The following is a 16,051-nucleotide window of genomic DNA, read 5'->3' on the forward strand; positions in this document are numbered from 1 at the left end:
TAATTAAAAATATGAATTTTTATACCTTTATATCGAAAAAAATTACCGTTTCACTGCCGAATGCGCTTCGATCGCTGCTTTCAGCATACTGACGGCCGACAGCATTTCTTCTTCAGAAACCGTAAGCGGCGGGAGCAGCCTGATGACATTCGGTCCGGCCGGAAGCACGAGAAGCCCGCGTTCCTGCAGATCTCCGATGATGCCGGACACGGGACCTGCGCATTCAATGCCGATTAATAACCCTTTTCCGCGGATTTCTTTTACAAAAGGCCCTGTCAGTTCACGGTTCAGCTGCGCTTTTAAAAAAGAGCCTTTGTCTGCCGCCGCCTGGAGAAAGTCCGGCTGAAACACAATGTCCAAAGTTGCTTTCACAGCTGCCATGGCGAGCTTATTGCCGCCGAAAGTCGTACCATGCGTACCCGGCGTAAAGGCGTCGCCAAGCTTCTTTTTGCCGATCACGGCTCCGACGGGAAAACCGTTTCCAAGCCCTTTCGCAGCAGTGATAATGTCCGGGGAAATGCCGAAATGCTCATAGCCGAATGCCTTGCCCGTCCGGCCGATTCCGGTTTGAATCTCGTCTGCGATAAGCAGCGCCTGTTTGTCTTTGCAAAATGTCTGTAAGGCTTCGATGAATTCCCGATCGGCGGGATTGACTCCCCCTTCTCCCTGCACCGTCTCAAGCATGACGGCGGCGATATCATCCTCTTTTGAAAGCGTGCTGAATGCCGACGGATCATTGAACGGAAGATAGTGAAAGCCTTGAAGCATCGGTCCGAAACCGGTCTTGATTTTGTCTTGTCCGGTGGCGGCCATCCCCGCATAGGTCCGTCCGTGAAAGGATTGATGGAATGTTACGATTTTTGTCTTTCCCGTTGCTTTACGGGCAAGTTTAATGGCGCCTTCATTCGCTTCGGCTCCGCTGTTGCAGAAGAAAACGAGATCCCCCTCGCTATGTCCGGCAAGCTTTGCCGCGGCTTTTTCCTGAAGATCATTTTCAAACAGATTGGAAACGTGCCATACGCTGTCAAGCTGTTCTTTCACCGCTTCTGTCACCGCATCATGACAATGGCCGAGATTGGAAACGGCGATGCCCTGAATAAAATCGAGATACGTTTTTCCGTTTTCATCCTCTGCGATTGTCCCTTTCGCTTTTTTAATATCGATAGGCCAGCGGCTGTAGGTTTGAAATAGGCTGCTCATGACACGCTCTCCTTTTCTTTGACGATTTTTGTTCCTCGGAAGACTTGATTGGTGAAAAACGCTCCTTTTCCGTTTACGATCATCACTTCCGCTACATCTTCACTCAGTGCCGATAATGCCGAGTTTACCTTCGGAATCATCCCTCCTGAAATCACGCCGTCATCGATGAGGGCCTGAATCTCTTGCGGCGTCAAAGTATCCAGCCTGTTCTCTCCGTCCATAATTCCTTCGACATCCGTGACAAATAAAAGTTTATCGGCGTGTAAGGCTGAAGCGACGGCCGATGCCGCGGCGTCTGCATTGACGTTCAGCGTTTCGAAATCACTTGTCATGGAAAGCGGAGCGATAACGGGAATGATGCCTTCATTCATTAATGCGTGAATGATTGACGGATCGGTTTTTTGTATTTCGCCGACTTCTCCGTATTTGTCTTGATTAAGGTAAGATGCTTGAAGGAGACCGCCGTCCTTTCCTGATATTCCCGCGGCTTTCAGCCCGTTTTTCGCGAGTTCGGTTACGAAAAATTTATTGATCGTCCCTGACAAGACCATTTCCGCTGTTTCCAGCACCGGTTTGGTCGTTTTCCGCTGTCCATCGACAAATTCCGTTTCAATCTGCAATGTTTTCAGCATTCTTGAAATGTCCGGGCCGCCTCCATGCACGACGGCAAGGTTCCAGCCCGATTGCATAAGCTCTTTTACATTTTGAAAAAAATCGGCGGATAACTCGCGGATTACGCTTCCGCCGCACTTAAAAACGATGGTTTTCTTCATGCCGCTCCCCTTTGCTATGTGCGATAGCTCGCATTGATTTTGATATAATCATAGGTTAAGTCACAGCCCCATGCCCGGCCGCTGCCGGAGCCTTCCTGCAGGCGGACTGCAATCGTAATTTCATCACCTGATAAGTACTCCTTGGCATCAGTTTCCGAAAACGGCTGAGGTTCGTTGTGTTTAAACAGACACTGACCGCCGAGGAAAACTTCCACTTGTTCGGCCGTTACACTTGCCGCACTGTGCCCGATGGCGCCGATGATACGCCCCCAGTTGGCGTCAGTGCCGTAAACGGCGGTCTTCACAAGGCTTGAGCCGACGATTTTTTTGGCGATAATATTCGCCTCAAGGTTATTTTTCGCGCCTTCGACTCTGGCTTCAATTAATTTCGTCGCTCCTTCACCGTCTCTGGCAATATCTTTGGCAAGGTCTTCGCATACAAGCTTTAACCCCTTTTTAAATGCCGGCCAGTCAGGGTGCTGCTCCGTCAGGCAATCATTCCCCGCGCAGCCGTTCGCCATCACAAGCACCATGTCATTCGTCGATGTTTCTCCGTCAACGGTGATTTGGTTAAATGAAACATCCGTAATCTCTCTGAGCGCGTTTTTGAGCGCCTGTTCTTCCACGGCCGCGTCCGTTGTGACAAAGCCGAGCATTGTCGCCATGTTGGGGTGGATCATGCCGGAGCCTTTCGCCGCTCCGCCGATCGTGATGATGTCTCCGCCGATCACCAGTTCATAACACGTCTGTTTCGTCACTGTATCCGTCGTCAAAATGGCTTCTTCAAATGCTCCGGACACTGACGGCGCTTGACCGAGCTGTTCAATGCCCGCCTGAATTTTTTTCATGTCTAAAAGCTCGCCGATCACCCCGGTTGACGAAACCGCAACAAGCTCCGGCTCAATGCCGAGCTGGCTCGCGAAGCCGTCCCGCATTTCATAGGCGTCCTTTAATCCTTGGTCTCCCGTACAGGCATTGGCAATCGCGCTGTTGACGATAACCGCCTGAAGCACGGCCTCTTTTTTTAAGCTCTCTTGCGTCACTTTCAAGGGCGCTGCCTGAAAATGGCTCTGCGTATATACCGCCGCACTGACTGCAGGCGCTTCGCTGATAATCGCTCCGAGATCTTTTTTTGAATAGCGCAGACCGCAGTGGACGCCCTTTGCCTCAAACCCTTTCGGCGAGGATACGCCGCCTTTTATTTTCGTGATTTCCTCACTCAGCTGAATCATATTTTCGAATCCCTCTTTCGTTCTATGGATAGACTGGCGTCATCGTAAGTCCCGTTTCTTCCTGCCAGCCATTCATGATATTTAAATTTTGAACCGCCTGCCCTGCGGCGCCTTTCATCAGATTATCTATGACAGAAACGATGGTGGCACGGTTTGTTCTCTCATCCACGGTGACACTGATATCACAAAAATTGCTGCCGTATACCTCTTTCGTCGCCGGAAATTCACCTTCCGGCCTGATTCTGACAAAATATGAATCTTTGTAGAATTCGGAATACAATTCTCTTACCTGTGCAGCAGACATACCCGGAGGGGCCTCCGTGTACATCGTCGCCATAATGCCCCTTGTCATCGGCGCCAAATGAGCGGAAAACGTGATCGGGCCTGTGCCGGGCTGCCATGCCGCCAATTGCTGTTCAATTTCCGGAGTATGCTGATGCTCATTAACCTTATAAATTTTGAAATTATCATTCAGCTCAGAATAATGAGTGCCCATGGATGCTTTTCGGCCGGCACCGGATACGCCTGTTTTCGCATCAACAATCAGAAATGAATCTTGTAAAAGCTTATTTTTCGCCAGCGGGGCGAGCCCGAGCAGCACAGCCGTCGGAAAACATCCCGGATTGGCAATCAGCTTAGCAGTCTGAATCTCTTCTTTTTGCAGTTCGGCTAAACCGTAAACCGCGCTTTGAAGCGTTCCTTTCGGCGCGGCCTTCCGCTTATACCACTTTTCATACACGGCCGGGTTTTGAATCCGCAGATCACCGGATAGATCAATGACCGGGATGCCCGCCTCCGCCAGCTTGGGCGACCACTCTCCGGAAACGCCGGGCGGCGCGGCTATAAACATGACATCAATTTCGTTTCGAATCGTTTCTATATGAAGCGGCTGAAGTGATTGTGACGCTATATTCCTCAAATGCGGATATGAAGCGGCATATTCTTTCCCTTCGTCGCTCGATGAATATAATATACAATCTTCTGTATAAGGGTGATGGTTAAGAATCCTGACAAGTTCGGCGCCTCCATAACCAGTCGCGCCTATAATACCTATTTTCAACGGGTTCACCTTCTTGGTTTTTGTGAAATTATTTAACATTATAACATGAATAAAAATTAATTCAATTGTATATTTAATATTTTTTCATTCATTTTCCATCGGTTTTCGCTGACAAAAAACCCCCTCTCGATCGAGGGGGTTTCATAAGAAAAACAGGCTGATCGGATCAGTCTGTTTTTTTCAGCATCATCAGCCCGCTTATAAAAAACTGCACGGAGCTGGCGTAAAAAATAATATAAACCGTAAAGAAATCAGCGAGAAACCCGCCGAGAATAATGGCGGCAGCGGAAAATACGGCCGTCCAGAAATGATAGCTGCCGACTTTTTTCCCCCGCTCCCCGCCGTCGGTGTAATCGGCGATCATGATTTTCTCGCCGTGTTTTTGCATGGCGCCGAAGAGGCCCAAAAGCACCTGCACAACATAAACCTGGTGCACGCCGGTAATATGCGGGAGCGTCAGAAGAAGCACCGCCATCCCCCACGAATTCGCCATCAGGAACCAGCGGGGATCCAGTCTTGCCGACAGCCGGCCGAGCAGCGGATGAATCAATGCGCCGCTCAGGCCGAACAAGCCGTATGAGAGACCGAATTGCGTGTAGCTGGAACCGATGTTTTTAATAAATAAAATATAAAACGGAAAGATCAGGCTGCCGGCAAAAAAGACACTGCTCTGAGACAGGATCAGCCATTTTAAATGGTTGTGTTTCATGATTTGTACCTCTGATAAAAATAATTCATAAACAAGTCATCGGGATCATATTTGTGTTTTTTCCGAAAGAACGTATCGCTTTTCGGATATGCCTCGCGCATCTGCTCTTTCGTTTGATACAGCATATACGGCAGATAATAACTGCCGCGGTGGCACAATGCCGTATCCGTCATTTTTCTGACAATCCGCGCTGTACTCGCCTGGCTGTCTTTTGAAAACCCTTCATTGATTAAAAGAACGAGTGAAAACATGTCTTCCTTTGCGTATGACAGATCGGCTTTTTCATTTTTTTGCACGTAGCGGATCGTAATATTTACGAGATTGAGCTCTTCATGTGACAGCGTCTTGCGTAAATCATGAATGTACGGCGCAAATTCGCCGACGGGCACGAAGTATTCTTGAAGCACGTCGGTGTTGTCCGTGTTTTCATATTCCAAAAACTTCGATTCTGACCGCATGACATTGTTCCTGGAGACTTTCACGCCGTTTTGGCTGAGAAAATAAGACTGCTGGGTGGACCAGAACCAATTTCTTCCCCAGTCATACCGGCGGGAGAGGCCGAGCGCGAATTTCGTCAGCGCCGGATGCTCATCTTCTTTCAGTTCATTGTGCCGCTTTAATTCTTTCTGGTTGTCTGAGAGTGTGTAATCAGTCACATACATATCGTGTAAAAAGCCTTTATCCCCTGTTGCGATCCGCGCGAGATGCATGCGCACGGCGGGGTTGCGCTGAACATGCTGCGTAAAATATTGACTGTATGTATCAGCGTTCATGCGTTTCGTTTTCATTTCATAAAGCTCATCATCCGTCAGCTCAATATCCGCGTCAAGGATGACCCCGAACAGGCCGTAGCCGCCGATGACGGCTGAAAACAGGTCATCTTTCGGAGTAACGGTGATGACTTTGCCGTCCGCCTTTAAAAGATGAAACGATTTGACCGTATCAATCAGCGAACCGTACCGGATATCCCGGCCGTGGGCGTTGGCGCTCAGTGAGCCCCCGATCGTAAAAATGTTTTGCGATTGCATGACTTTTACCGCGAGCCCGTACGGATTGACATAGCGCTGAATATCATTCCACGTCGCTCCCGCCTGCACTCTGATGATTTTTTTCTTTCGGTCGAGACCGAGTATTTTGTTGTAGCCCGTCATGTCGAGAACGATACCGTCTTCATAATACGTCTGGCCGCCCATTGAGTGCTGGGCGCCTGCGATTGAGATCTTCAGATGCTTTCTCTTTGCTTCCTTAATCGTTTCGACCAATGTTTCTTTCTCTTTTCCTTTGACCGTCTGCTTAATTTTCACGGGCATGAGACGGCTGACATCCGTCATTGTCCCTGCCTGCCGCTCCGGCTCTTTGTGAAAGGCGGAAACAGCGAACAGCGCCGTATAAACAAGAATGCTAAGGATAATGAGAAGTAATTTTTTCTTCATGGGTTCCTCCCTCGCATGCAGCCGGTCTATTATATCATGCCTCCGTCCGTTTTTTTCCTTTTTAACCCGATACCGCAAAAACCCCCGAATGGCGGGAAACTTGGTTTTTTTAGTGACTTGCCCTTCTTTCCGCACGCCGGTCTGCAGCGACAAAGCAGACAAAACGGGCCCCGGCAGAATCATGTTTAGTACAGTTCAAAACGGTCATCCGGAAAACACCGGGCATAAAAAATACACAGAAAACCCTAAAAATGATTTTTAGTCAGTATATAATCGATATATATGCAGATGTATTACCAAAGGGATTGTTTAAAACAAAGATGTTAAATGAGGTGGGGAAAATGAACATAAAAGGGATCAATCATCTTCTTTTTTCTGTTTCAGATTTGGAAAAATCAATAGAATTTTATGAGAAAGTATTTCATGCACAACTTCTGGTTAAAGGACAAAAGACAGCATATTTTGATCTGAACGGGCTTTGGCTTGCACTTAACTTAGAGGCGGATATACCAAGAAATGAAATACATAAATCCTATACGCATACAGCCTTTACAATTGACCCAAAAGATTTTGATGCAATACATCAAAGGTTAAAAAATCTAAATGTAAATATATTAAATGGGCGTCCTAGGGATAAGCAAGATCAAAAGTCAATTTATTTTACTGATCCCGATGGACATAAATTTGAATTCCACACAGGTACACTCCAGGACAGACTGTCCTATTACAAAAAAGATAAACCTCATATGAAATTTTATATATGAGGATTTTGTTTGCGATCCAAAACAAGCCCTCACCGTCGCTTATATGCAGACAAAAGAAAAGCACCTCCAAACTTTAGGATGTACCTAAAATCCGAGGTGCATTTTCTTATTACTGAATCCCTAATGCGATTTTTGCGTAGCGTGACATTTTGTCTCTTGTCCACGGCGGATTCCAGACGATGTGGACTTCCGTCTCTTTTACATCCGGAATGTCGGCGAGCGCTTTTTTCACCTCGTCGACGATGATCGGAGCGAGCGGGCACCCCATTGATGTCAGTGTCATCGTAACGTGCGTCAGGCCGTTGTCATCCATATCAACGTCGTATACAAGACCGAGATTGACGATATCGACGCCGAGCTCAGGGTCAACAACCTGCTCCAAGGCGCCCATGATGTTTTCTTTTAATGCTTCTTCCACGTTCCATCACTCCTTTTTCCTCAGTATAACGTAAAAGCGGGTATTGTTAACACCTTTGTGCTTTATAAATGCTTATCGAACCAGGCGACGGTTTCTAAAACGGCGTATCTCGGGACTTTATGATCAGCCCGTTCGTCTTTCAGAAACTGAAGATGGTCAGGCCGGCTGCTGTAATGAGGTTTAATCGTTTCATAAAAGCCGCGGGTCGGTGCATACGGAACGACTTTGTCTTGAACGCCGTGCCAGAACAGCAGCGGGCGGCTGCGGAGTTTTTCCGGTTCCAGACTGAGATCGAACGGTTTGAGCCGCGCAAACAGTTCGTCGACCTGTTCTTTTGTGACGTCAATGTCGATGTCCTGCTTTTGAATGTGGTCAATCTGCTGCTGAAAAAATGCCGTATAGTTCGGGCTTCCCATCAGACTGACGCCGGCTTTGACCCAATCATACGCGGCCATCGCGCCGAATGTCGTAATTCCGCCCATTGACGTCCCCGCAAGACCGATCCGCCCGTCTTCAATCAGACCGCGCGCTTCAAAATCCTTTTTCAGCACGTCAAGCTCCTCGATTTCATTTAAGACAATGTCCCAAAAATGGACGGCGAGCTCTTCTGCTGACAGCTGTTCAGCGCGTTCACCGTGGTAAAGAGCTTCCGGCAGCACGGCTCTGAAACCCTTTTCAGCAAGCAGGTAAGCGAAATGAAGATTATGCTCCTTCGCGCTTGTAAAACCGTGAATAAAGAAAACAAGGGGAGCGGGATGGTCCCGATTTTCTTCTTTTACAATATGTAAAAACGGAATGCCTGATACAGTTTGATGATCAATAAGAATCACGTTGACTCCCTCCTTAGGATAACCATAATCATAAGTGTAACATGTAGACAATAAAGATGGTAAAAAGCTACACTGTACATAAGAGAAAAACAGCAAATTATATGACAAAAGGAGTTATTTATGGAGACAAAACCTTACCTCATCGCCTTAGATCTGGATGGAACCTTATTAAAAGATGATAAAACCATTTCCCCTGAAACGGCACGGACGATTCAGACGCTGAAAGAAGCGGGCCATCATGTCTGCATCTCAACCGGCCGCCCTTTCCGTTCCAGTTCGATGTATTATGACGAGCTTGGGCTGACAACGCCGATTGTCAATTTTAACGGAGCGTTTGTCCACCACCCGAAAGACGAGTCATGGGGACGCTACCACACGTCTCTATCTGTCGATGTGGTCAGACAGCTTGCCGAACTTACAGAGACCTATCAAATACATAATGTGCTCGCTGAGATCATTGATGATGTGTACTTCCACTATCATGATGAGCATTTAATTGAGGCGTTTCATATGAATACGGCGAATGTCACATTCGGCGATCTGCGCGAAACGGTCCAAGAGGATGTGACGTCCGTATTGATTCACGCGAAGGAAGAGGACGTCGCGGACATACGCGCGCATTTATCTGATGTGCACGCCGAGGTCATTGACCACAGAAGATGGGCGGCTCCTTGGCATGTGATTGAAATTATTAAACACGGGATGAATAAAGCGGTCGGCCTGAAGAAAATCAGCGACTATTACCAAGTGCCGAGAGAACGGATCATCGCGTTCGGCGACGAAGACAACGATCTTGAAATGCTCCGATTTGCCGGGTGCGGCGTAGCGATGGGAAACGGCACGGATGAAGTCAAACAGGCCGCCGATCGCGTCACGGGTTCAAATGAAGCGGACGGAATCGCCGAATTTTTAAAATCCTATTTCTCCCTGTGAGGTTTTCCCGCTCATAACACAAAGCCTTCCGCCCATACTAAAACAGACGACTCATCTCGTCTAAATATGGAAGGGGGACATTGCAATGGGTAAACGAAACAAATCAAAACGGTTTATTCAGCAAGGCAAGGACTCTGTCAGTCTTCATGACGCAAGATTTCCATATCGGTCTACATTAGAGGAAGCACAGCATGATGCAGCAAAAGATTCGGCTGAAAGGCAGGTTGACTTTTAATGAGAAACGAACTGTTTTCTCAAGCCAAGTCATTTGTCCAGCAGGCCGTCATGATTGCTAACGGTTTCGAGGACGGCGACCAGGAAAAAGCTGTCTCACGCGCCAAAAATGCCGTGTCTTCCGCGTACGCCAATTCGACGGATGCAGAACGTCAGCAGCTGCACCAATTTCAGGATCAGCTGGAGAAATTGCAATAAAAAAAGGCGCCCCGTTTGAGATGAGGGCGCCGCTTTTTTATTTTACTTCAAATGTTTTTACCGTTTTCAGTCTTTTTCCGATCTGATCGGACTTCCCTAAAAACGTCACCGTCACCGTGTATGTTCCCGGACCGGGCACGTTCTTCCACACATCTGAAAAGTCATACGTTTCATTCGGCATTAAGGTCACGGTCTGAAACGCCTGAGTAAACATTTTGTCTTTGGAATAGCGGTACAGTTCTTTGTGATGTTGGTCATGTACGGTCAGTTCGAATTTCTGCCCTGAGCTGAATGTGAAATCGATCGGGCTTTCGCTTTTGTTTTTTAAAGACATTTGAAATTCGATCTGCTGATCTGTCTGCACAGGATTTACGGCTAATTCCGCTTGCTGTTCATTCATCTCTCCGGATACCTCCTCAGCGGGCTCCTTCTGCCCGGATTGACTGCTGCATCCGATCAATAAAATGACCGGTAATAACAGGCCAAACAGCCACTTCATTCTATCCGCTCCTATCAGTCTTTTCTGAAGAAACCAAAGATCCCCGTCGTTTGCACGATGTTTGTGAAGGCTTTCGGGTCGACTTCTTTCACGATTTTCTCAAGGTCATACAATTCGTACCGCGTGATGACGATGATCATCATTTCTTTCTGTTCGTTTGTGTAAGCGCCTTTTGCCGGCACCGTCGTAATGCCTCGGACCATTTTCCCGTAAATCGCTTCTTTGATTTCATCAGCTTTTTTTGTAACGATCATGGCGGTCAGTTTCATGTGGCGCGTGTGAATGGCGTCAATCACCCTTGTTGTGACATACAGAGCGACAAGGGTATATAATGCTTTCTCCCATCCTTGCAATAATCCTGCCGTCAAAATGATAATCCCGTTCAAAATGAAGAAATATGTGCCGACCGGTTTATCCTTCCATTTGGCCAGCACCATCGACACGATATCAAGACCGCCTGTCGAAGCGCCGAATTTCAGCGTTAAACCGATGCCGATAGCTGAGATGACTCCTCCGAATACGGTATTCAGAAGAATATCGTGTGACAGTCTCATTTCCGGGAGAATCCCCATAAAGACGGACGTCAGCGCTACGCTTAATATGCTGTATACGGTGAATGATCTGCCGACTTTCAGCCACCCTAACACACCGATGGGAATGTTTAAGAGGAACATGAGAACTCCTGTCGAAATATAAAAGGGGGCGTATTGATCAACGACGCTTGACAGCAGCTGGGCGACACCGGTAAAACCGCTGGCATATACATTCGCCGGTATCAGGAATAAATTCAGTCCCGCCGCATACAGAAACGCGCCGATGACGACGATTGCTAATTTTTTTACTTGTTCTAGTACCATGGCTTGCTCCTCCGCTCATTTTCATTATTAGCTTTTCCCTTAAAATAAAGTTTTGAACACTATTTTGCCAAATTTATATGATATAGTTGGCATACTCTCACCAACCGGAAAGAAGGGAATTATGATGACAGTTCACCTTATTGCTGACAGCGCCTCTGACCTGCCGAAATCTTATATTGAAGAAAACCGGATCGGGTTCATTCCGCTGCACGTAACACTTGACGGAAACGAATATGAGGACGCGGTCACCATTCAGGCGGATCATATCTTTCAAGCGATGCGGGACGGGAAAGTTCCGAAAACATCCCAGGCATCACCGGATACGATAAAAAAAGTATTTTTACAATACGCGGAACTGGGAGAACCGGCGATATACATCGCCTTTTCCTCAGGTCTTTCCGGCACCTATCAGACGGCCGTAATGATCGCCAATGAAGTAAAAGAGGAATTTCCCGATTTTGATTTACGGATTGTAGATTCCAAATGCGCTTCACTGGGCTGCGGCCTCGCAGTGATGCACGCGCAAACACTCTGTGTTAACGGGAATACAATACAAGAAATCGAAACGTCTGTAAAGAACTTTTGCGCACGGATGAAACATATATTTACGGTCGATGACGTCGCCTATCTCGCGCGGGGCGGCAGAATTTCAAAAACGTCCGCTTTTGTCGGGGGGCTTTTGAACATCAAACCGATTCTGCATGTGGATGACGGCAGGCTCGTGCCGCTCGAAAAATTGCGCGGACAGAAGAAACTGTTTAAACGGATTATAGAAATGATGAAGGAAGAAGGCGGCGATTGGGCAGATCAAACCGTGGGAATCAGCTATGCAGATAATGAAGAGACGGCGATTGGGATGAAGGAAATGATTGAAGAAGCGTTCCATCCGAAAGAGATCATTCTTCATTCAATCGGCTCTGCGATCGGCGCCCACTCCGGGCCGGGCACGCTCGCGATTTTTTTCCTGAAGCCATAATTTCAATGCGGGCGGGCATCCTAACGGACAGAAGGGAGGCTTTGCCGCATGAAAGATGATGACAAAAAACCGTTGGACAATAACGCCGTAAATCAGAAAAAGAACCGGCTTGCCGAAAAAAACCGGCAGGCGGGAAAAAACCAGAATTCCAAAAAACCGGACCATCTGTAAAAGCAAAACAGCCCTCTTGTCTTAGAAGAAAGAGGGCTGTTTTTTGCGCACGGATGTCCGTTACAAAGTAAACCGGCGGACCTGATCGTTTAACCGCTCTGTCAGGCTCACCAGATTATTGACGCTTTCCGCCATTTTATGAAAAGAAGACAGCTGCTCAAGCGCGGAGGCAGAAATCTCTTCGCTTCCTGCAGCCGTTTCCTGAACGACGGCGCTGATGCTTTCGGCATGATGCAGCACTTGCTCACCAAGCTGTTTCGATTCGATGATCCCTCCGTCCAATTGAGTAAGCTCCGCCTTAATATGGGCGGCTTTTTGTTCAATATGGGCGAATGATTCTGACGTTTTCTCCATCAGCTCCTGCTGTCTGTCCGCCAAAGCGACGCCGGTCGTGACAGCTCCGGTAATGGATGTGATGCCGTCTTCAATTTGCTTTACCATATCGAAAATCTGCGCGGTCGCTTTGGCTGATCCGTCTGCGAGCTTCCTTATCTCCTCGGCAACGACGGCAAATCCTTTTCCGGCCTCGCCTGCTCTGGCCGCCTCGATTGCGGCGTTTAAGGACAGCAGATTGGTCTGGCCCGCAATGTCGGAAACGGTCTGCGCCATCATACTGATGCCTGCCGCATGCTCTATGAAGAGATCGGCGGCTTCGGAAATCTCTTTTGATGTCTCATTGCTTTTATCAATGGCTTGCTTGGTCTCGGCTAAAGCACCTCGCCCCGCAGCCACCGCAGCAATCGTCTCTTCGCTGCTTCTCGTCGTTTGTTTTGAACGTTCGGCGTTCGCCTTTGAATGATCATCCATTTGTTCAATGAATTGCACCGCATGCTGCAGATCTTCTGAAATGGTTTGGGAGCCTTGCGCCATTTCTTCCGTCGATACGGACACCTGCTCGGTCATGTCCTTCAGCGTCTGGTTTTCCTTCGTCAAACCTTCCGCAAAAGTCTCGACTTCACGGCCGACCTCTCCGATCGCCTGAATTAAGGTGCGGAGCTGTTCAGCCATCATTCCGAATGAGTCATTCAGCTCTTTCAGTTCGTCCTTCCCTTTATAATCAAGCATTTCAACAGCAAGGTTCCCTCCTGCAATACGGCGGGCATTTTCAGCCATGCGGCGGATCGGCCCTGCAATTCTCTTCGTCAGCCTGATGGAAGATATGACGGTGACGGCAAGTATCACGATGGTCAGCACGGCTGCGCTGTAAACGATAAACTGAATCTGGTCAGCCGTCTGCTTCTGCATGTCTTCATAGTGATCCCGGCTTTTCAGATTCAGCATATAAATATCATTCAGGAGACCGTTGATGCGGGCCGCCGTCCTTGTCGCTTCAGCCGGGCTTTTCGAATCAAGGGCAGCGTCCGCCTCCGCCTGCCATGATTCGTATTTTTTGGCGAGTTTGTCATAAGCGGCTTTGTCCGCATCGTCCCTCATCGTTTTTTTGAGCGCCGCCAGTTTGTCTGAGCTGCTTTTCATATAGCTTCGTACATCTTCTTTCTGGGCGTCTGCGAGCGTATAGGAATAGCCGGTGATGCTTTCTTTTAACGTATTAAGGTCAGCTTTTGCTTCCTGGACGTTTAACAGCGTGTCCACTTCATCTTCATTTGAAGCCTGAATCTTCATCATGTTTACGATGGTAAAGCCGATGACGGCGGCGAAGCAAATCATCGTAACGGCTGCGTTAACGAGCAGCCTTGTCCGTAATGTCACTTCAGATCGCCTCCTTTTTCAATCAGACTGTTTTTCATATCCGTGATCTTTTTCGTCAGCCCGCCTGCGTTTTTGACAACTCTGATCTTGGCTAAGTCCATGCCGTTTTCCTTCAGTCCGTAAACGATCTCACCGCTTTTGATCTCCTTGTTGTCTTTTAAATCTTTCGCCAATTCATAGATGACATGGTCGACGTTTTTCACTAAAGAAGAGATAACGGCGTGCTCGGCGGTGTAATATTGATCGCTGTCAACACCGATGGCGTATACTTTTCGCGCCTCCGCTTCTTTCAGTGCGCCGACACCCGTGAAGCCGGCCGCCGTAAACAGGACATCGGCTTTTTTTCGGATCATGTTTTGGGCGATGCGCTTCCCGAGCTTATCATCATCAAACGTACCGCTGATTTCCGACAGCACGCGGATGTTCGGTTTGACTGATTCCGCGCCTTTCAGATAGCCTTTCTTAAACCGTTTAATGACATCGGCATCTGAACCGCCGATAAATCCGATCGTGCCGGTTTTGCTCGTCATAGCCGCCAGCGCTCCGGCTAAGAAGCTTCCTTCATCCTCTTTAAACGTGACGGAGGTGACATTATCCAGGTCTGATACGGAATCAATCAGCACAAACCGCTGCTTCGGATATTTTTTGGCGACCTTTTCTAAATCCGCCTGCATGCTGTAACCGAGCCCCACAACAACATCATTGCCTTCCCGGACAAGCTGGGTCAGTCCTTTTTCGTACGTACCGGTGTCTTTTATTTCTCTGTAATCAAATGTGATGCCGAGCTCGTCTCTTGCTTTCATCAAACCTTGAAAGCCTGAATCATTAAATGATTGGTCGCCGAGGCCGTTGTCTGTCAGCATGATGCCGATTGTTTTCGTTTTTTCGGCCGCCGTCTCCTCGGATTTGCCGGCACATCCCGCCGTGCTGAGCGCAAGCAGCAGTACAGCCGCAAATATCGCCATTTTTCTCATTGAAACTCTCCTTTTGTTTTTTTCTATAGTTATATATCGGTTCGGATGTCAGAATATTTTATTTCAATAAAATATGTATGTTCGGCAGGGTGATAAACAAATGAGGGATATAGGAGCTTTTGAGAAAATAAAAAACACCGGTTTTGGTTCACCGATGTTTTTGCAGAAAATTTATTGTTTTTCGTATGTCCAGCCGTCTTTCTGATACACTTTGCCGTTTTTCATCAGGTGCCCGAGCGCCCGCTTAAAGGCGGCTTTGCTTAAATGAAACCGTTCGCGGATATCGTCAGGATCGCTTTTGTCTCCGTAAGGCATCGCGCCGTTTCTTGATCTCAGATAGGTCAGAATCTCCTCCGCGTCAACCGAAAGCGCATCCTGCTTTCTCGGCAGCAGGGACATGTTGACGGAGCCGTCTTCCTTCACCTCGATAACACGCCCCGTCACGCGGCTGCCGAGTCTCGGCTCTTCTTTTCTTTCTGAAGGGTGAATAAACGCGCGGATGCCTTCATCGGTTATCAGAAAAGAGCCTGATGCGATCAGTCTGTACACCGTGCCTGTCAGGTCTTTATTCATGACGTCTTCCTCTGCATCCGTAAATAATTCACTGATGATATCCTCAGGCGCCGGCTTGGCAAACATGCGTCCGCGGCTTGTCACCTTCAGCATGCAATACAGTCTGTCGCCTTTTTGCGGCCAGACGGATTTGTACGGAGGCAGGTGCTCCGTTGCGACGAGCGCGTCTTTTGACAGACCGACGTCGACGAATACGCCCATATCCTCCACAGCGTCCGTCACTTCCACCCATCCGTAGTCATAAAAGCTGATAAGCGGCTTTTTCATCGTCGCCGCGAGTCTTTCCTGATGATCGACGTAAATAAATACGTCCACTTCATCTCTGTCTTCAATATCCTCTGTAATTTCACTGTTATGTAAAAGAACCGTATCCTCGCCGTCGGTTAAAAAATAACCGAAATCGGTTTGGTGATCTATACTAAGCGTGAGCTGCTGCCCTGGTCTCATGTTATCGTCCTTCCTGATTCGCCCGTATGGGGCTGATGTTTTTCTCATTTTTTCCAATAT

At 48.0% G+C, this 16,051-nt stretch carries 19 protein-coding genes; 6 read left to right on the forward strand and 13 right to left on the reverse strand.

Features of this window, described 5'->3' with window-relative positions:
• Window positions 1–42: 42 nt before the first annotated feature.
• The 6 genes from MJQ52_RS05565 to MJQ52_RS05590 all read right to left on the reverse strand — a co-directional run bounded on the left by MJQ52_RS05565 (window position 43) and on the right by MJQ52_RS05590 (window position 6,407).
• Window positions 43–1,200, reverse strand: coding sequence for an acetylornithine transaminase (locus tag MJQ52_RS05565; RefSeq protein ID WP_070081616.1), 1,158 nt, complete (start codon window positions 1,198–1,200; stop codon window positions 43–45).
• Complete coding sequence (argB, locus tag MJQ52_RS05570) at window positions 1,197–1,973, reverse strand: acetylglutamate kinase (RefSeq protein WP_265210069.1); 777 nt, start codon at window positions 1,971–1,973, stop codon at window positions 1,197–1,199. The genes MJQ52_RS05565 and argB overlap by 4 nt, the downstream gene beginning before the upstream one ends.
• 14 nt (window positions 1,974–1,987) lie before the next feature.
• On the reverse strand, window positions 1,988–3,205 hold the full coding sequence (gene argJ, locus MJQ52_RS05575) for a bifunctional ornithine acetyltransferase/N-acetylglutamate synthase (RefSeq protein ID WP_232213419.1): 1,218 nt from the start codon (window positions 3,203–3,205) through the stop codon (window positions 1,988–1,990).
• Between the two features lie 22 nt (window positions 3,206–3,227).
• Entirely contained in the window at window positions 3,228–4,265 is a 1,038-nt protein-coding gene (gene argC / locus MJQ52_RS05580; protein ID WP_265210068.1) for an N-acetyl-gamma-glutamyl-phosphate reductase, read from the reverse strand.
• A gap of 166 nt (window positions 4,266–4,431) precedes the next feature.
• On the reverse strand, window positions 4,432–4,974 hold the full coding sequence (locus MJQ52_RS05585; protein WP_176283246.1) for an MFS transporter: 543 nt from the start codon (window positions 4,972–4,974) through the stop codon (window positions 4,432–4,434).
• Entirely contained in the window at window positions 4,971–6,407 is a 1,437-nt protein-coding gene (locus tag MJQ52_RS05590) for an FAD-binding oxidoreductase (protein ID WP_265210067.1), read from the reverse strand. Before MJQ52_RS05590 ends, MJQ52_RS05585 begins: the two co-directional genes overlap by 4 nt.
• A 341-nt stretch (window positions 6,408–6,748) precedes the next feature.
• Here MJQ52_RS05590 and fosM point away from each other — a divergent pair, with 341 nt between their 5' ends.
• On the forward strand, window positions 6,749–7,171 hold the full coding sequence (gene fosM, locus MJQ52_RS05595) for a FosM family fosfomycin resistance protein (RefSeq protein WP_094247889.1): 423 nt from the start codon (window positions 6,749–6,751) through the stop codon (window positions 7,169–7,171).
• Window positions 7,172–7,280: 109 nt separating this feature from the next.
• On the opposite strand, the gene MJQ52_RS05600 is transcribed toward fosM, so the two are convergent.
• Both MJQ52_RS05600 and MJQ52_RS05605 read right to left on the reverse strand, forming a co-directional pair.
• Complete coding sequence (locus MJQ52_RS05600) at window positions 7,281–7,589, reverse strand: metal-sulfur cluster assembly factor (protein WP_094247082.1); 309 nt, start codon at window positions 7,587–7,589, stop codon at window positions 7,281–7,283.
• 62 nt (window positions 7,590–7,651) lie between these two features.
• Window positions 7,652–8,419 (reverse strand): prolyl oligopeptidase family serine peptidase, encoded by a 768-nt coding sequence (locus tag MJQ52_RS05605; RefSeq protein WP_094247083.1) that lies wholly within the window; start codon window positions 8,417–8,419, stop codon window positions 7,652–7,654.
• Between the two features lie 120 nt (window positions 8,420–8,539).
• Between MJQ52_RS05605 and MJQ52_RS05610 the strand changes: the two genes are divergently transcribed.
• From MJQ52_RS05610 to MJQ52_RS05620, 3 genes are all read left to right on the forward strand, one after another.
• Window positions 8,540–9,352 carry a Cof-type HAD-IIB family hydrolase gene (locus MJQ52_RS05610; RefSeq protein WP_007610550.1) on the forward strand — a complete coding sequence of 271 codons (813 nt, stop codon included), beginning with the start codon at window positions 8,540–8,542 and terminating at the stop codon, window positions 9,350–9,352.
• Between the two features lie 85 nt (window positions 9,353–9,437).
• Window positions 9,438–9,587: a hypothetical protein gene (locus MJQ52_RS05615; protein ID WP_003155094.1), complete on the forward strand. Its 150-nt coding sequence runs from the start codon at window positions 9,438–9,440 to the stop codon at window positions 9,585–9,587.
• Window positions 9,587–9,784, forward strand: a complete 198-nt coding sequence (locus tag MJQ52_RS05620) for a DUF3813 domain-containing protein (RefSeq protein WP_003155097.1) — start codon at window positions 9,587–9,589, stop codon at window positions 9,782–9,784. The genes MJQ52_RS05615 and MJQ52_RS05620 overlap by 1 nt, the downstream gene beginning before the upstream one ends.
• A gap of 37 nt (window positions 9,785–9,821) precedes the next feature.
• Here the strand turns inward: MJQ52_RS05620 and MJQ52_RS05625 are convergent, their stop codons facing one another.
• Both MJQ52_RS05625 and MJQ52_RS05630 read right to left on the reverse strand, forming a co-directional pair.
• Window positions 9,822–10,283 (reverse strand): BsuPI-related putative proteinase inhibitor, encoded by a 462-nt coding sequence (locus MJQ52_RS05625; protein WP_003155099.1) that lies wholly within the window; start codon window positions 10,281–10,283, stop codon window positions 9,822–9,824.
• Between the two features lie 14 nt (window positions 10,284–10,297).
• Window positions 10,298–11,140, reverse strand: coding sequence for a YitT family protein (locus tag MJQ52_RS05630; RefSeq protein ID WP_003155101.1), 843 nt, complete (start codon window positions 11,138–11,140; stop codon window positions 10,298–10,300).
• A 124-nt stretch (window positions 11,141–11,264) separates the two neighbouring features.
• On the opposite strand from MJQ52_RS05630, the gene MJQ52_RS05635 reads away from it, so the two are divergent.
• Both MJQ52_RS05635 and MJQ52_RS05640 read left to right on the forward strand, forming a co-directional pair.
• Window positions 11,265–12,116, forward strand: a complete 852-nt coding sequence (locus tag MJQ52_RS05635) for a DegV family protein (protein WP_014304769.1) — start codon at window positions 11,265–11,267, stop codon at window positions 12,114–12,116.
• A gap of 48 nt (window positions 12,117–12,164) precedes the next feature.
• Complete coding sequence (locus MJQ52_RS05640) at window positions 12,165–12,287, forward strand: hypothetical protein (RefSeq protein WP_003155105.1); 123 nt, start codon at window positions 12,165–12,167, stop codon at window positions 12,285–12,287.
• 60 nt (window positions 12,288–12,347) lie between these two features.
• Here the strand turns inward: MJQ52_RS05640 and MJQ52_RS05645 are convergent, their stop codons facing one another.
• From MJQ52_RS05645 to MJQ52_RS05655, 3 genes are all read right to left on the reverse strand, one after another.
• Window positions 12,348–13,997 carry a methyl-accepting chemotaxis protein gene (locus MJQ52_RS05645; protein ID WP_265210066.1) on the reverse strand — a complete coding sequence of 550 codons (1,650 nt, stop codon included), beginning with the start codon at window positions 13,995–13,997 and terminating at the stop codon, window positions 12,348–12,350.
• Complete coding sequence (locus tag MJQ52_RS05650) at window positions 13,994–14,971, reverse strand: BMP family lipoprotein (protein WP_265210065.1); 978 nt, start codon at window positions 14,969–14,971, stop codon at window positions 13,994–13,996. The genes MJQ52_RS05645 and MJQ52_RS05650 overlap by 4 nt, the downstream gene beginning before the upstream one ends.
• 171 nt (window positions 14,972–15,142) lie before the next feature.
• Window positions 15,143–16,039, reverse strand: a complete 897-nt coding sequence (locus tag MJQ52_RS05655; RefSeq protein WP_169539338.1) for a CvfB family protein — start codon at window positions 16,037–16,039, stop codon at window positions 15,143–15,145.
• Window positions 16,040–16,051 lie beyond the last annotated feature (12 nt).

Source organism: Bacillus sp. jun7 (genome assembly GCF_051034795.1).
In the GTDB taxonomy this organism is placed as follows: Bacteria; Bacillota; Bacilli; order Bacillales; family Bacillaceae; genus Bacillus; species Bacillus velezensis.

Coding starts and splice junctions, on each gene's coding strand:
- MJQ52_RS05565 (WP_070081616.1), bottom strand. CDS start 1,200: ATGAGCAGCCTATTTCAAACCTACAGCCGCTGGCCTATCGATATTAAA.
- argB (WP_265210069.1), bottom strand. CDS start 1,973: ATGAAGAAAACCATCGTTTTTAAGTGCGGCGGAAGCGTAATCCGCGAG.
- argJ (WP_232213419.1), bottom strand. CDS start 3,205: ATGATTCAGCTGAGTGAGGAAATCACGAAAATAAAAGGCGGCGTATCC.
- MJQ52_RS05585 (WP_176283246.1), bottom strand. CDS start 4,974: ATGAAACACAACCATTTAAAATGGCTGATCCTGTCTCAGAGCAGTGTC.
- MJQ52_RS05590 (WP_265210067.1), bottom strand. CDS start 6,407: ATGAAGAAAAAATTACTTCTCATTATCCTTAGCATTCTTGTTTATACG.
- fosM (WP_094247889.1), top strand. CDS start 6,749: ATGAACATAAAAGGGATCAATCATCTTCTTTTTTCTGTTTCAGATTTG.
- MJQ52_RS05610 (WP_007610550.1), top strand. CDS start 8,540: ATGGAGACAAAACCTTACCTCATCGCCTTAGATCTGGATGGAACCTTA.
- MJQ52_RS05615 (WP_003155094.1), top strand. CDS start 9,438: ATGGGTAAACGAAACAAATCAAAACGGTTTATTCAGCAAGGCAAGGAC.
- MJQ52_RS05620 (WP_003155097.1), top strand. CDS start 9,587: ATGAGAAACGAACTGTTTTCTCAAGCCAAGTCATTTGTCCAGCAGGCC.
- MJQ52_RS05625 (WP_003155099.1), bottom strand. CDS start 10,283: ATGAAGTGGCTGTTTGGCCTGTTATTACCGGTCATTTTATTGATCGGA.
- MJQ52_RS05630 (WP_003155101.1), bottom strand. CDS start 11,140: ATGGTACTAGAACAAGTAAAAAAATTAGCAATCGTCGTCATCGGCGCG.
- MJQ52_RS05635 (WP_014304769.1), top strand. CDS start 11,265: ATGACAGTTCACCTTATTGCTGACAGCGCCTCTGACCTGCCGAAATCT.
- MJQ52_RS05640 (WP_003155105.1), top strand. CDS start 12,165: ATGAAAGATGATGACAAAAAACCGTTGGACAATAACGCCGTAAATCAG.
- MJQ52_RS05650 (WP_265210065.1), bottom strand. CDS start 14,971: ATGAGAAAAATGGCGATATTTGCGGCTGTACTGCTGCTTGCGCTCAGC.
- MJQ52_RS05655 (WP_169539338.1), bottom strand. CDS start 16,039: ATGAGAAAAACATCAGCCCCATACGGGCGAATCAGGAAGGACGATAAC.